Annotated in this window: 12 protein-coding genes; 3 read left to right on the top strand and 9 right to left on the bottom strand. The window is 70.2% G+C overall.

From position 1 onward, the window contains the following. Positions 1 to 73: 73 nt before the first annotated feature. From coaD to AC0LPE_RS09160, 5 genes are all read right to left on the bottom strand, one after another. Positions 74 to 565, bottom strand: coding sequence for a pantetheine-phosphate adenylyltransferase (gene coaD / locus AC0LPE_RS09180; RefSeq protein WP_016691909.1), 492 nt, complete (start codon positions 563 to 565; stop codon positions 74 to 76). Further along, entirely contained in the window at positions 562 to 1,128 is a 567-nt protein-coding gene (gene rsmD, locus AC0LPE_RS09175; protein ID WP_016691908.1) for a 16S rRNA (guanine(966)-N(2))-methyltransferase RsmD, read from the bottom strand. The genes coaD and rsmD overlap by 4 nt, the downstream gene beginning before the upstream one ends. Continuing rightward, positions 1,125 to 4,526: a pyruvate carboxylase gene (locus AC0LPE_RS09170; RefSeq protein WP_490606061.1), complete on the bottom strand. Its 3,402-nt coding sequence runs from the start codon at positions 4,524 to 4,526 to the stop codon at positions 1,125 to 1,127. The genes rsmD and AC0LPE_RS09170 overlap by 4 nt, the downstream gene beginning before the upstream one ends. Before the next feature lie 182 nt (positions 4,527 to 4,708). Continuing rightward, entirely contained in the window at positions 4,709 to 7,000 is a 2,292-nt protein-coding gene (gene recG, locus AC0LPE_RS09165; protein ID WP_490606060.1) for an ATP-dependent DNA helicase RecG, read from the bottom strand. Positions 7,001 to 7,045: 45 nt separating this feature from the next. Beyond that, positions 7,046 to 8,734, bottom strand: coding sequence for a DAK2 domain-containing protein (locus tag AC0LPE_RS09160; protein ID WP_145691822.1), 1,689 nt, complete (start codon positions 8,732 to 8,734; stop codon positions 7,046 to 7,048). A gap of 233 nt (positions 8,735 to 8,967) precedes the next feature. Between AC0LPE_RS09160 and rpmB the strand changes: the two genes are divergently transcribed. Both rpmB and AC0LPE_RS09150 read left to right on the top strand, forming a co-directional pair. Beyond that, positions 8,968 to 9,159 (top strand): 50S ribosomal protein L28, encoded by a 192-nt coding sequence (gene rpmB, locus AC0LPE_RS09155; protein ID WP_006551201.1) that lies wholly within the window; start codon positions 8,968 to 8,970, stop codon positions 9,157 to 9,159. Between the two features lie 88 nt (positions 9,160 to 9,247). After that, a complete protein-coding gene (locus tag AC0LPE_RS09150; protein WP_490606059.1) occupies positions 9,248 to 10,063 on the top strand; it encodes an enoyl-CoA hydratase/isomerase family protein in 816 nt (271 codons plus the stop codon). Between the two features lie 22 nt (positions 10,064 to 10,085). On the opposite strand, the gene AC0LPE_RS09145 is transcribed toward AC0LPE_RS09150, so the two are convergent. From AC0LPE_RS09145 to AC0LPE_RS09135, 3 genes are read right to left on the bottom strand one after another with little or no spacing between them, the layout of a single operon-like run. Next, positions 10,086 to 10,814, bottom strand: a complete 729-nt coding sequence (locus tag AC0LPE_RS09145) for a uracil-DNA glycosylase (RefSeq protein ID WP_145691823.1) — start codon at positions 10,812 to 10,814, stop codon at positions 10,086 to 10,088. Between the two features lie 3 nt (positions 10,815 to 10,817). Beyond that, positions 10,818 to 11,345, bottom strand: coding sequence for a gamma carbonic anhydrase family protein (locus AC0LPE_RS09140; protein WP_088897343.1), 528 nt, complete (start codon positions 11,343 to 11,345; stop codon positions 10,818 to 10,820). 45 nt (positions 11,346 to 11,390) lie between these two features. After that, the gene (locus AC0LPE_RS09135) at positions 11,391 to 12,329 is read right to left on the bottom strand and encodes a thiamine-phosphate kinase (RefSeq protein WP_202400166.1); all 939 of its coding nucleotides are present in this window, start codon (positions 12,327 to 12,329) and stop codon (positions 11,391 to 11,393) included. A 129-nt stretch (positions 12,330 to 12,458) separates the two neighbouring features. On the opposite strand from AC0LPE_RS09135, the gene AC0LPE_RS09130 reads away from it, so the two are divergent. Continuing rightward, positions 12,459 to 13,073, top strand: a complete 615-nt coding sequence (locus tag AC0LPE_RS09130) for a DUF3515 domain-containing protein (RefSeq protein WP_145691825.1) — start codon at positions 12,459 to 12,461, stop codon at positions 13,071 to 13,073. A 75-nt stretch (positions 13,074 to 13,148) separates the two neighbouring features. Here the strand turns inward: AC0LPE_RS09130 and scpC are convergent, their stop codons facing one another. Further along, positions 13,149 to 14,690 carry a succinyl-CoA:acetate CoA-transferase ScpC gene (gene scpC / locus AC0LPE_RS09125; protein WP_016691899.1) on the bottom strand — a complete coding sequence of 514 codons (1,542 nt, stop codon included), beginning with the start codon at positions 14,688 to 14,690 and terminating at the stop codon, positions 13,149 to 13,151. Positions 14,691 to 14,736: the final 46 nt, after the last annotated feature.

Raw genomic sequence — 14,736 nt, 5'->3', positions numbered from 1 at the left:
CAGGGCACGCTCGTGTCCCCTGCGCTCGGTGTGTCGGGATACGGCCGTCACAGGCCGTGCGGGAGGGGTCCGTCTACTTCGCGGCGGCCCGCTCGGCGAGACGCGCGAGCAGACGATCGTGCACGGAACCCGGCAGCATCTCGGAGACGTCGCCGCCGTAGGTCGCGACCTCCTTGACGAGCGAGCTCGACAGGTAGCTGTAGACCGGGTTGGTGGCGACGAACAGGGTGTCGACGCCGGTGAGCTTGTGGTTCATCTGCGCCATCTGCAGCTCGTAGTCGAAGTCGTTGGCGCCGCGCAGACCCTTGACGATCGCGGTGATCCCCCGCTCGCGGGCGTAGTCGACGAGCAGACCCTGCCAGGCGTCGACCGTGACGTTCGGCAGGTGCGCCGTGGCCTCGGAGAGCATCTCGAGGCGTTCGTCGATCGTGAACATCCCCTGCTTGTTGGGATTGATCGTGACGGTCACGACGACCTCGTCGAACTGGGCCGAGACCCTGCCGATGACGTCGAGGTGTCCGTTGGTGACCGGGTCGAAGGATCCTGGGCAGACCGCGCGGCTCATGACCCAGCACCGTAGCAGGTGGCGATCTCCACTCTGGTCTCGCCGTAGCGCTTCGACCTGCCGACCTCGAATCCCTGCGGCCACACCGTTTCCGGTGATCGCGACGACCGTTCGACCACGACGATCGAGCCGTCCTCGACCCACCCCCCGGAGACCAGTGCCCCGAGCACGCCGGTGACGGCCTCCTCGGTGACGGCGTAGGGCGGGTCGGCCAGGACGAGGTCGTAGACGCGGTCGGGGGTGCCCGCGAGCACTGCGGACACCGGTGCGGTACGCAGCACCGCACCGGGCAGTCCCACCGTCGCGATGTTCTCGCGAATCACGCCCGCCGCCTTCGCGTCGGACTCGACGAGCATCGCGTGCTCGGCGCCGCGGGACAGCGCCTCGAGGCCGAGCGCCCCCGACCCCGCGTAGAGGTCGAGGACGGCGGCCCCGTCGATGTCCATGCGTGCGTCGAGCGAACTGAACAGGGCTTCGCGCACCCGTTCGGAGGTGGGCCGGGTCCCGCGGGGCGGCACCTTCAGGCGCCGCCCCCCGGCCCGGCCGGCGACGATCCGTGTCACTCGGCGCTGTCTCCCGTGGACACCTCGACGAGCAGGTCGCCACCTTCGACCTGTTGCACCGGTCCGATCGCGACGCGCGTGATGCGTCCGCCGCGCGGCGCGGTGATCGCGGCCTCCATCTTCATGGCCTCGATCGTGGCGACGGTGTCGCCCGCCGAGACGCTGTCACCCTCGGACACGACGAGGGTGACCATGCCGGCGAACGGCGCCGCGACGTGACCGGGATGGTTGCGGTCGGCCTTCTCCGCGGCAGGGACCTCCGCGGCCACCGAGCGGTCGCGCACCGACACCGGGCGCAGCTGCCCGTTGAGGATGCACATGACGGTGCGGTAGCCCTTCTCGTCGGCATCGGAGATCGCCTCGAGACCGATGAGCAGTTCGACGCCCTTGTCCAGGCGCACCCGGTGCTCGTCGCCCTGACGCAGACCGTAGAAGAACTGGTTGGCCGACAGCTCGGTGGTGTCGCCGTAGGTCTCGCGGTGCTGCTCGAACTCCTTCGCGGGGCCCGGGAACAGCAGGCGGTTGAGCATGCGGCGACGCTCGTCGGACGAACCGCCGAGGGCCTTCTCCTCCTCCGGTGCGAGCGGGGTGACCGGCTTGGGATCGGCCCGGCCCGACAGCGCCTTGCTGCGGAAGGGCTCGGGCCAGCCACCGGCCGGGGTCCCGAGATCGCCGCGCAGGAAGCCGATCACCGAATCGGGGATGTCGTACTTGCCGGGCTCGGCGGCGAAGTCGTCGACCGAGACTCCCGCGCCCACGAGGTGCAGCGCGAGGTCGCCGACGACCTTGCTCGACGGCGTGACCTTGATCAGGCGGCCCAGGAGGCGGTCGGCGCCGGCGTAGGCGGCCTCGACCTCCTCGAAGCGGTCGCCGAGACCCAGCGCGATGGCCTGCTGACGCAGGTTCGACAGCTGACCGCCGGGGATCTCGTGGGTGTAGACGCGGCCGGTCGGCGCGGGCAGACCCGACTCGAACGGTGCGTACACCTTGCGCAGTGCCTCCCAGTACGGCTCGAGATCGCACACGGCCTGCAGGTCGAGGCCGGTGTCGAACTCGCTGTTCGCCGCGGCGGCGACGATCGCCGACAGGGCGGGCTGGCTCGTCGTACCGGCCAGGGCCGCGGACGCACCGTCGACCGCGTCGGCACCGGCGTGCCAGGCCGCGAGGTAGGTGGCGAGCTGACCGCCCGGGGTGTCGTGCGTGTGCACGTGCACCGGCAGATCGAAGTTGCTGCGCAGCGCCGACACGAGCGTCGCGGCGGCCGGGGCGCGCAGCAGACCCGCCATGTCCTTGATGGCCAGCACGTGCGCACCGGCCTCGACGATCTCCTCCGCCAGGCGCAGGTAGTAGTCGAGCGTGTAGATCGTCTCGTTCGGGTTCGACAGGTCACCGGTGTAGGACATCGCGACCTCGGCGAGCGTGGTGCCGGTCTCGCGCACCGCGTCGATCGCCGGTCGCATCTGGTCGACGTTGTTCAGCGCGTCGAAGATGCGGAAGATGTCGATGCCGGTGTCGGCGGCCTCCTGCACGAAGGCACGGGTTACGGCCTCCGGGTAGGGGGTGTAGCCGACGGTGTTGCGTCCGCGCAGCAGCATCTGCAGGTTGATGTTCGGGATCGCCTCGCGCAGTGCCGCGAGTCGCTCCCACGGATCCTCGTGCAGGAAGCGCAGTGCGACGTCGTAGGTCGCGCCGCCCCACGCCTCGATCGACAGCAGCTGCGGCGTCATCCGGGCCACGTGCCCGGCCACGGTCAGCAGGTCCTTGCTGCGCACGCGGGTCGCGAGCAGCGACTGGTGGGCGTCGCGGAAGGTGGTGTCGGTGACGCCGATCGCCTTCTGCTCGCGCAGCGCACGGGCGAAGCCCTCGGGGCCGAGTTCGAGCAGGCGCTGACGCGAACCGGCCGGCGGCGCGGCGTTCAGGTCGATCGCGGGGAGCTTGTCGTGCGGGTACACCGTCGTGGTGCGCTCACCGTGCGGCTTGTTCACCGTCACGTCGGCGAGGTACCGCAGGATCTTGGTGCCGCGGTCGGCGGACGAGCGCAGCGTCAGCAGATGCGGGCGCTCCTCGATGAACGAGGTGTTGACATTGCCGCCGCGGAAGTCCTCGTCGTCGAGCACCGCCTGCAGGAACGGGATGTTCGTCGCGACACCGCGGATACGGAACTCGGCGACCGCGCGGCGGGCGCGGGCGACGGCGGTCTCGAAGTTGCGGCCGCGGCAGGTGAGCTTGACGAGCATCGAGTCGAAGTGGGCGGAGATCTCCGCGCCCACCGACGTGCCACCGTCGAGACGGATACCGGCACCACCCGGGGTGCGGTAGCCGGTGATGCGGCCGGTGTCCGGGCGGAACCCGTTGGCCGGGTCCTCGGTGGTGATGCGGCACTGCAGCGCCGCGCCGCGGATGGTGATGCTTTCCTGCGACAGGCCCAGTTCGTCGAGCGACTCGCCCGCGGCGATGCGCAGCTGGGACTGCACGAGGTCGACGTCGGTGATCTCCTCGGTGACCGTGTGCTCGACCTGGATCCGCGGGTTCATCTCGATGAACACGTGGTTGCCGCGTTCGTCGACGAGGAACTCGACGGTGCCCGCGCACTGGTAGCCGATCTCCTTGGCGAAGGCCACGGCGTCGGCGCAGATGCGGTCGCGAAGCTCGGGATCGAGATTCGGGGCGGGGGCGAGCTCGATGACCTTCTGGTGGCGGCGCTGCACGGAGCAGTCGCGCTCGTACAGGTGGATGACGTTGCCGTGCTTGTCGGCGAGGATCTGCACCTCGATGTGCCGCGGGTTGACCACGGCCTGTTCCAGGAAGACGGTGGGATCACCGAAGGCGGCGTCTGCCTCGCGGGAGGCGGCTTCGATGGCCTCGCGCAGCTGGGAGGGTTCGGCGACCCGGCGCATGCCGCGTCCGCCACCACCGGCGACAGCCTTGACGAAGACCGGGAAGTTCATCGTTTCCGAGGCGGCGACCAGCTCCTCGACGTCCGACGACGGCTCCGACGACGCCAGCACCGGGAGGCCGGCGGCCTTCGCCGAGGCGATCGCGCGGGCCTTGTTGCCCGTCAGCTCGAGGATCTCCGCCGACGGACCGACGAAGGTGATGCCCGCTTCGGCGCACGCCGCGGCGAGGTCCGGGTTCTCGGAGAGGAAGCCGTAGCCGGGGTAGATCGCGTCGGCGCCGGCCGACACGGCCGCTTCGACGATCTTCTCGACCGACAGGTAGGCGCGGACCGGGTGTCCCTCCTCACCGATCTGATAGGCCTCGTCGGCCTTCAACCGGTGCAGGGAGTTCCGGTCTTCGTACGGGAACACCGCGACCGTCCCGGCACCCAGTTCGTAGGCGGCACGGAACGCGCGGATCGCGATCTCGCCACGGTTGGCGACAAGCACTTTCGAGAACATTGGTCGACGGTACCGCGCCGTAACATGCCGACTTCGACGCGCGTTCCACATCGTGGGACAAGGTGTCCGGATGGCACGACTGGAACGATGCAGTCGACCCCGCCGTAACACGGCGTCAACATGCCGGGCACGGTCACCGAAACCTCACCGCGGGTTCTGCGACACGGTGTACGGAACGTAACTCAGGACTTGTCGAGATAGGCCACGCGCTCGGCGTCGAGCGCGGCCCGCACCATGCTCGCGAGCCCCGGGTGGTGTTCGAGGCCGGGATCCTTCTCCGTCACCGTCCGGGAGAAGTCGCGGGCCGCCTCGATGACGTCGGCGTCGTCGACGAGCGAGAGCAGCCGCAGCGTCGACACGGTGCCGGACTGCGCGACACCGAGGACGTCGCCCTCCCGGCGCAGTTGCAGGTCGAGCTGGGCGAGTTCGAAACCGTCGGTGGTGCCGGCGACGGCCTCGAGCCGCATCATCGTCGGGGTCGCGGGCTTCGCGTCGGTCACGAGCAGGCACAGACCCTGGTGGCCACCACGACCGACGCGACCGCGCAGCTGGTGCAGCTGGCTGACACCGAACCGGTCGGCGTCGACGATCACCATCACTGTCGCGTTCGGCACGTCGACACCGACCTCGACGACGGTCGTGCACACGAGCACGTCGATCTCCGCGGCGTTGAAGGCCTGCATCACCGCGTCCTTCTCGTCGGCGGGGAGGCGGCCGTGCAGCAGCCCCACCCTCAGGTCGCGGAGCGGACCGGAGGTGAGGAACTCGAACTGCTCGAGAACCGAGACGGTCTCGGGCGGGGCCTGTTTGCCCTTCCCCGATCCCGACGGCTCGGGCCCGTCCGGATCGAAGAGCGCGTCGTCGTCGGAATCGCCGTCGCCGATGCGGGAACACACCACGTAGGCCTGCCGCCCGTCGGCGACCTCCTCGCGGATGCGTTCCCAGGCGCGGTCGACCCATTTCGGGTGCACCTTCGCCGGCACCACGCGGCTGACGATCGGCGACCGCCCGCGGGGCAGCTCGCGCAGGGTCGAGACCTCGAGGTCGCCGAGCACCGTCATCGCGATGGTGCGCGGGATCGGCGTCGCGGTCATCACCAGCACGTGCGGGGACGCCCCGTCGCGCCCTCGCGAGCGCAGAGCGTCGCGCTGTTCGACACCGAAGCGGTGCTGCTCGTCGATCACCACCAGGCCGAGGTCGAAGAACTGCACCTTGTCCTCGATCAGCGCGTGCGTGCCGATGACGATCCCGGCATCGCCCGTCACCGCCTCGTTGAGTGCGGCCCGTTTGCGCGCGACACCCATCGAGCCGGTCAGCAGGGTCACGCGGGTCGCGAGTTCATGGGCGCCGAGTTCGCCCGCCGCGGCGAGATCGCCGAGCATCTTCGTGAGCGAGCGCGCGTGCTGCGCCGCGAGCACCTCGGTGGGTGCGAGCAGCGCGCACTGCCGACCGGAGTCGATCACCTGCAGCATCGCCCGCAGCGCCACGATCGTCTTGCCCGAACCCACCTCACCCTGGAGCAACCGGTTCATGGGGTGCTCACGTGCGAGATCGGCCGCGATCTCGTCGGCCACCGACAGCTGCCCGGCCGTCAGCTCGAAGGGCAGCCGCCGGTCGAACTCGTCGGCGATCCCGCCCTCGCGGCGTGGGCAGGACGGCGCCGACCGCACCTCGACGTCGTGCCGGCGTCCGGCGAGCACGAGCTGCACCGCGGCGGCCTCGTCGAACCGCAGGCGGTCGCGCGCCCGGTCGATCTCCTGCTTCGTGTCGGGCAGGTGGATCGAGCGCAACGCTTCGTCGAGCCCCACGAAGCCGTGCTCGTCGCGCACCCACTCGGGCAGCGGGTCGTCGACGTGATCGAGCTGGTCGAGCACCTGCCGCACACACCGCATGACGGTCCACGACTCGACCTCGCGGGTCGCGCGGTACATCGGGATCAGCGCACGGTCGAAGACCGACATGTCGACCCCCGAGCCGTCCTGCGCGGTGCGTGCGAGACCCGCCAGGGCTCCGGCGCCCCGCACCCGCGCCGGTGTCGCCGAGACCAGGTCCTCGGCGTCGCGCGGTTCGGGCAGCACGAGATAGCTCGGGTGGGTCAGGCTCCACTTGTCGCGGAAGTACTTCACGGTGCCGGAGAACATCGCGCGCACGCCGGGCTTGATGTTGTGCTTGACCCGGTGCGGGTTGAAGAAGGTGACGTCGATGCTGTGACGATCGGAGCGCAGCCGCACCGCGAGGCGTTTGCCGGCGCGGGACTTCATCGGCACCTCCTGCGCCGACTCGACCCGCGCGATGATCGTGATGTGCTGGCCCTCGGTGGGCTGACTCTCGCCGAGCTCGGCGCCCTGGGTGGCGTAGCGGTGCGGATAGTGCCTCAGCAGATCCTCGACGGTGGTCATCCCGAACGCGTCGTGCAAGGCGTCCGCCGTCTTGCGGCCGAGGACATGATCGAGCCGGTCCGCGAGTGTCGCCACTGCCGTCCCTTCCGCTACTCCTGCGGTGGCCTCGCGGCGCACCGGCTACTCGACGCCGAGCTGCAGCAGGTCGCTGCGCTGACCGCCCTGGTAGACCGCCACGTCGATCTCCGGGTGACGGTGATCGAGATGGGCGACCAGTTGCTCGACGAGTCCGTCGGGGGCGTCGGCACCGACCAGCATCGTCACGAGCTCACCGCCCGCGGCGAGAATCCTGTCGAGCAGCGACGCTCCCGCTGTCACCAAATCATGCTCGATCACTACGACATCATGGCCGGCCAGTCCGAGACTGTCGCCGGGTTCGCACGTTCCGACCCAGGTCAGCGCACGTTCGTTCGCGTACCGCAGCGACCCCCACCGCACACACGACGCCGCCTCCGACATCGCGAAGGCGTCGTCGACGGTGGCGCGCATCGGATCGTGCACGGCCAACGAGGCCAGTCCCTGAACGACGGAGGAGGACGGCAGGAACATCACGTCGCGGTCGTCCCGCCGCGCCCGCGCACCCACGGCGACGACGTCCTGTGCAGAGAGCGCACCGTTGGGCAGCACGAGGACGTCCCGGCTCGGCACTGCCCGGATCGCCTCGAGCAGTTCGTCCGGGACGGAGATCTCCTCGGCCCGCAGCACCCGGGCACCCTCCGCCTCGAACAGTTCGGCGGCGCCCTCGCCGCCCACCACCGCGAGGACCGCCCGGGACTGCTCCCCCGCCGACTCGGCGCGGACCGGGGCGGTGGCCGTGCCGAGCGCCACGGGACCGTCGCCGCATCCGCGACGCGCGGACTCGAGCGCGAAGCACGTGATGTCGATGCGGCTCAGCGAGCCCGCCGCGAGACCGGCCTCCACAGCAGCTCCGGGATCGCAGCAGTGCACATGCACGGACCAGCACCCCGCTTCCCCGGCGACGATCGCGACCGAGTCGCCGAGCGCGTCGAGGGAGGACCGCAGGGCGTCCATACGCGCGTCGTCGGAGTTCCCGACGAGATACATCACCTCGTATTCCTGCTGGTCGCTGTCGGGACGCTCGTCGACGATCTCGGGTTCGACCACGGGACGCGAAGCGCCGGCGAGCACCATCCGGCGGTCGGGACGTGTTCCGGTGGTGACCTCCACCAGGCAGTCGAGCAGCACGAGCAGGCCGAGACCGCCGGCGTCGACCACCCCGGCCTCGGCGAGGACGTCGAGCTGGGTGGTGGTGCGCTGCAGCGCGTCGGCGGCGGCGTCTGCACTCGCGACGGCGACATCGCACACGGTCGCATCCGTCTCCGAGGCGACGCGGGTCGCGCCGTCGGCCGCAGCTTCGAGGACGCTGACGATGGTGCCCTTCGCGGGCGCGCTGAGCGCTCCGGTCACGAGCGTCGCCGCATTGGAGAAGGCCGCGGCCAGGTCACGGGCGCCGACCGTCGTCAGTCCCGCGACCGCGTCGGCGACACCGCGCAGCGCCTGCGCCAGGATGATCCCCGAGTTGCCCCGCGCCCCGGCGAAGGCGCCGCGCGCGAGCCCTTCGGCGACGTCGGATGCGGTGAGCGCGCCGTCCACGGGCCCGCCGATCCGGGCCGCCGCGGCCTGCAGGGTGATCAGCAGATTGTTGCCGGTGTCCCCGTCGGGCACCGGGAAGACGTTGAGCGAGTTGATCTCCGCTCGGCGCTGTTCGAGCGCTTCCACACCGAACTCGACCCACCGGCGCAGCGCCCGCCCGTCCACCGTGTCCTCGGCTCCGAGCAACGATTCCACCCCCTTCGCCTCGTCCTGCGGGCATCGTCCACCTCTACGATCGGTACCGTCGAACACGGTGCCGAGCCCTGGCGAACAGGTTAGCCGCGACCCGGCGCACCGTCCGGTTTGGCCAACCGCCCTCGAGTTCGCTAAGCTTGCCGGGTTGCCTCGCACGGGCGGCTCGTTCCCCGTGTTCGCAAGGCGAAACAACAGACAGAAGATCTATCCACTAGACACAAGGAGTTCGCGACATGGCTGCCGTCTGCGACGTATGCGCCAAGGGCCCCGGCTTCGGGAAGTCGGTCTCGCACTCGCACCGGCGTACCAACCGTCGCTGGAACCCGAACATCCAGAGCGTGCGCGCTCAGGTTGCACCGGGCAACACCCGCAAGATGAACGTGTGCACCTCCTGCCTCAAGGCCGGCAAGGTCGTCCGCGGCTGATTCCCGGTCGAGTCGTAGCGAAGGCCCCCTGCGCTGATTGCGCAGGGGGCCTTCGCCGTTCGATCCCCCGGCCGGATATCGTGCGGGAATGACCGAGAATCAAGTTTCCTTCCCCGACAGCGACTCTCTCCGCTCACTGGTGAGCGTGGAGGACCGCGTCCTGCGGATCGCCGTGGCGACCTCCGAGTACGGCACCTCCCTGTCCCCCGCAGGGATGGGGCAGGGCATCGCGGCCCTGCGCGCGGCAGGCCCCGAGATCGGCGCCGTGCTGCTCGTCGGTGAGGGTGCGAACTTCTGCGCGGGCGGAAACGTCCACGGATTCGCCGCGGCCGAGGACCGCGGCGCCCACCTGCTCGACATCGCGAACCTCTTCCACGACTTCGTGCGCGAGCTGGACAAGGCGGCCGTGCCGGTCGTCGCCGCCGTGCACGGCTGGGCTGCCGGCGCCGGGATGAGCCTGGCGCTGCTCGCCGACATCGCGCTCGCCGGCCCCGGCACGAAGATGCGCGCCGCGTACCCGTCGATCGGTTTCTCCCCCGACGGCGGCATGTCGTGGACCCTGCCGCGGATCGTCGGTCCGTCGCGGGCACGGGAGATCATCATGACCGACGCCGTGATCGGCGCCGACGAAGCCGTGCGTCTGGGTCTGCTGAGCCGGCTCGTCGCCGACGGCGAGATCCAGAGCGAGGGGTTGCGACTCGCACGGACCCTCGCGCACGGCCCCACGCAGTCCTACGCCGCCATCCGCTCGCTCGTGGCGGGCTCGGCGGAGCGATCGCTGTCCGAGCACCTCGATGCGGAAGCCGCCTCGATCTCCGCGGCCGCGACGTCGCCCACGGGTATCGAGGGTGTCGACGCCTTCGTCGCCAAGCGGCGCCCGGACTGGGATTCGGTCCGCGCCTGATCTCCGGGCGGCGGATCGGTGCTCAGGACAGTCGCCAGTCCACCGGTTCGCCGCCCTGCTCGACGAGCAGAGCGTTCGCGCGGCTGAACGGACGCGACCCGAAGAAACCGCGTGAGGCCGACAGCGGGGACGGGTGCGCCGACTTCACGGTGGGCACACCACCGAGCATGGGTTCGAGGGTCGCGGCGTCGCGACCCCACAGGATCGCGACGAGCGGGGTCCCGCGTGCGACCAGCGCGCGGATCGCCTGCTCGGTGACCGCCTCCCAGCCCTTGCCGCGGTGGGAGGCCGGCTGGCCCGGTGCGACGGTGAGGACCCGGTTGAGCAACAGGACGCCGTGCTCGGTCCACGGCGACAGGTCGCCCGTGGAGGGCTGCGGCAACCCGAGATCGTCGGTGTACTCGCGGTAGATGTTGGCGAGACTGCGCGGGATCGGCCGGACGTCCGGGGCCACCGAGAAGCTCAGTCCCACAGCGTGACCCGGAGTGGGATAGGGATCCTGACCGACGATCAGGACGCGGACGGATTCGAAGGGCTGCGTGAAGGCACGCAGCACGTTCGGACCGGACGGCAGGTAACTGCGGCCCGCGGCGAGTTCGGCGCGGAGGAACTGCCCCATCGCGGTGATGTCACCGGCGACGGGTTCGAGTGCTCGCGCCCAGCCCGGGTCGACGAGTTCGGACAGGGGCCGACCGGAACGGGGCTCGTCCGCTCCCCCGGCCGCGGACTGTGTGTCGACGGTGTCGGCCACCTGTCACTCCTGATCGATGCGGCGGAGGGCGGTCCGGTAGTAGGCGGCGTTCGCCGCGTACATCTCGGCGTTGGCGTCGAAGTTGTTCTCGGGGACCTCGTAGCCCTCGCGGACCTTCGCGGGGATACCCATCGCCATGCGGCGGGGCGGCAGTTCGAAGCGCGGCGGGATCAGGGCGCCGGCGGCGACCTGCGCGCCGGCACCGACGACCGAGCCGTTGAGGACGAGCGAACCCGAGCCGATCAGCGCACCGTCACCGATCGTGGCGCCCTCGATGTGCGCGTTGTGCCCGACGACGCAGCGAGCGCCGATGACCGTGGCCTCGATCGCGGTGCAGTGGATGATCGTGCCGTCCTGGATGTTGGTCTTCTCCCCCACGGTGATCGTGCCGTAGTCGCCGCGCAGCACCGCCGAGGGCCACACGGAGGCGCCGGCACCGAGGGTGACGTTGCCGATCACGACCGCGTCGGGATGAACCCACGCGTCGGGATGGATATCGGGGACACGCTCGCCGAGTGCGTAGACAGCCATGACTGCAGAACCTATCTCGAGCGAACCCCACCCGGAGTGGTCGCCCTAGCGATCAGCGCCCGCCGCGAAGCTCTGCCAGCCCCCGGATCCGTTGTGGTGTCGCCCGTCGACGGTGACGCCGGAGCCTTCCAGGACCACGCCGATGGGCCGCCATCCGTCCGGCAGGGTGACCTCGCGAGGGAAGCACGCCGCGAGGGCGTGGTCCTCGCCGCCGGTGAGGATCCATTCCTGCGGGTCGACCGACAGTGCCTCCCCGGCGTCCCGGAGTTGCGTGTCGGGAGCGAGTGCACCCGGGTCGAGATCGATCGCGACCTCCGATGCGGTGCAGATGTGCCCGAGATCGGCGACGAGACCGTCGGAGATGTCGGTACATGCGTGGGCGCCTGCCGCGGCCGCAGCAGGACCTGCGGCGTAGGGCGGTGTGGGCACACGATGCGCCGCGACGAGTTCGGGGAAGTCCCGGTTGCCGGCCAGCAGCAGGGCCAGGCCCGCCGCGGAGCGACCGGTGCGACCGGCGAGGGCGACGACGTCGCCGGGGCGCGCAGTGGAGCGGAGGAGCGGTGGCCGTCCGTCGAGTTCGCCGAGCACGGTGACCGAGACGATCACCTGACCCGCCTGCACGAGATCACCTCCCACGACTCCGGCGCCGATCTCCTCCGCAGCCTCCCCGATGCCCGCCGAGATGCCGTCGAGCACGGCGACGGGTGTCTCGGGTGGGCATCCGAGGCCGACGACGAAGGCGGTGGGACGCGCACCGACCGCGGCGACATCGGCTCCGTTCTGGGCGACCGCCTTGCGTCCGACCTCCTCCGGGCTCGACCAGTCGAACCGGAAGTGACGTCCTTCGACGAGCATGTCGGTCGAGATCGCGATGCGACCGTCGGCGGCCGACACGACCGCCGCGTCGTGGCCCGGCCCGACGAGTGTGCTGTCGGGTTGCCGTCGTGCCCTCACCGCGCGTTCGATCACGGGGAATTCGCCCATGTCGGCGACGGTGGGTCCGGTCGGGTTCGTCACGGTGACGGTCGCCTCTTTCTGGGTCGGCGGTGGGAGAGAGCCGGCACGTGCCCTGCTACGTTCGATCACGCTACCGCCCCCTGTCCCCGAGCCCGGATGCTGGACACGATGAACGACACCTCTGCTTCCGATCGCGAACCCTCCGACGACGCCCCCGTCGAGGCGCCCGGATCGGACGGGACGCGACGCAGTCCCGCGCTGATCGCCACGGCGATCGCACTGCCCGTCGCCCTGCTGGTCGGTGTGGTGGTCGCGGCCGTGATCGTGTCGCAGTCACCGGTGAACACGCCTGTCGGTCTCGGTCCCGTGCCGGCTCCGGAAGCGGAGTCCGAATCCTGCTCACAGTTGCTCGACGCGCTGCCGGAGGAGCTCGGCGACTACACGCGCGCCGAATTGGCCGATCCGGCACCGGTGGGTGCGGCGGCCTGGCAGTCGGACGACGGCGAGGAGGTCGTCCTGCGCTGCGGTCTCGACCGGCCCGACCAGTTCGACCAGGCGGCGGCGCTGCAGGTGATCGACGACGTGCAGTGGTTCGAGGTGTCGGGAGCCGAGCAGGGCATCCCGGCGAGTACGTGGTTCGCCGTCGACCGTCCGGTCTACGTGGCGTTGACCGTGCCCGACGGATCCGGGCCGACCCCGCTGCAGGACATCACGGCGACGATCTCCGCGACGCTCCCGCAGCAGGAGATCGATCCGGCGCCGATCCGCTGAGTCGGACGAACGAGAAAGGTCGGCCCCGGCACCGTGGTGTGGTGCCGGGGCCGACCGTGTTCGCCGCCGCGTCGATCAGGACGCGTGCATGGTCCCCGTGCGCTGGTAGCGCTCGTGGAAGGAGAATGCCTCACCGAGCAGGTGCGGGGTGTGACCTGCGCCGGGGGCAGCTTCTGCGCGCTCGATGTAGTCGAGCAGTTCGGCGCGGTAGTCGGGATGCGCGCAGCGCTCCACGACGACCCGCGATCGACGGCGGGGAGACAGGGCGCGCAGATCGGCAAGACCTTGTTCGGTCACGATGACCTGCACGTCGTGCTCGGTGTGGTCGACGTGCGGCACCATCGGGACGATCGACGAGATCGCACCGTCGCGAGCCGTCGACGGGCTCAGGAACATCGACAGGTAGCCGTTGCGCGCGAAGTCGCCGGAGCCCCCGATGCCGTTCATGATGCGGGTGCCCATCACGTGGGTGGAGTTGACGTTGCCGTAGACGTCGGCCTCGAGCATGCCGTTCATGGCGATGATGCCGAGTCGGCGCACGATCTCGGGGTGGTTGCTGATCTCCTGCGGCCGCAACATGATGTGGTCGCGGTAGAAGTCGATGTTCTCGACGAAGTCGTTGAGTCCCGTTTCGGACAGCGCGAGGGCGGTGGCCGAGGCGAACCGGACGGTGCCGTGCTTGACGAGGTCGAGCATGCCGTCCTGGATGACCTCCGAGTAGCAGGTCAGCCCCCGGTACGGTCCGCTGTCGAGACCGGCGAGCACGGCGTTGGCGACGTTGCCGACACCCGACTGCAGCGGGAGCAGAGTGTCGGCGGGCAGCCGGCCGGCAGCGACCTCGTGCGCGAAGAAGTCCAGGACGTGGTCGGCGATGGCCCGGCTGGTGGCGTCGGGCGCCGTGAGCGCGGTCGCGCTGTCGGGGCGATCGGTCTCGACCACCGCGACGACACGTTCCGGATCGATCCGGAAGTAGGGCTGGCCGATGCGGTCCTCGACGTCGGTGAGGTCGATCGGGCGGCGGTTGGGGGGAAGCGCGGTGCCGTAGTAGACGTCGTGCACGCCGTCCATGGCGGCGGGGATCCACGAGTTGACCTCGAGGATCACCTTCTCGGCGACGTCGAGCCAGGTCTTGTTGTTGCCGATGGAGGTGGCGGGGATCAGCTCGCCCGTCTCGGTGATGCCGGAGATCTCGACGACGGCGACGTCGACGTGTCCGTAGTAGCCCTCCCAGACCTGCTGGGCGACGTGCGACAGGTGGATGTCGACGTAGTCCATGCGGCCTTCGTTGATCCGTCCGCGGGCGGTGGGCTCCGCCTGGTACGGCATACGCAGCGCGATTCCGTCGACGTCGGCGAGCATGCGCTCGGTGTCGGAGGCCACCGATGCTCCGGTGAGCAGGTTGATCCGGAAGTCGCCGCCGGTCGCCCGCGTGCGGCGGATGTGTTCGGCGAGGGCCGGGGTCACGGCCTTCGGGGTACCTGCGCTGGCGAAGCCGCTGATGGCAACGGTGTCGCCGGGGCGGATCCACTGGACGGCGTCCTGCGCCGACACGATCTTCTTGCGGTAGGTCTCATGACGTACCCGAGCCTCGGCCGGGGTCACGACGACCGACTCCACAGACGGTGCTGCGGGCGATGAAAGGGCTGCGTACATGACGACGACC

Source organism: Rhodococcus sp. S3, assembly GCF_058211795.1.
This window is presented reverse-complemented; position numbering and strand designations above follow the sequence as displayed.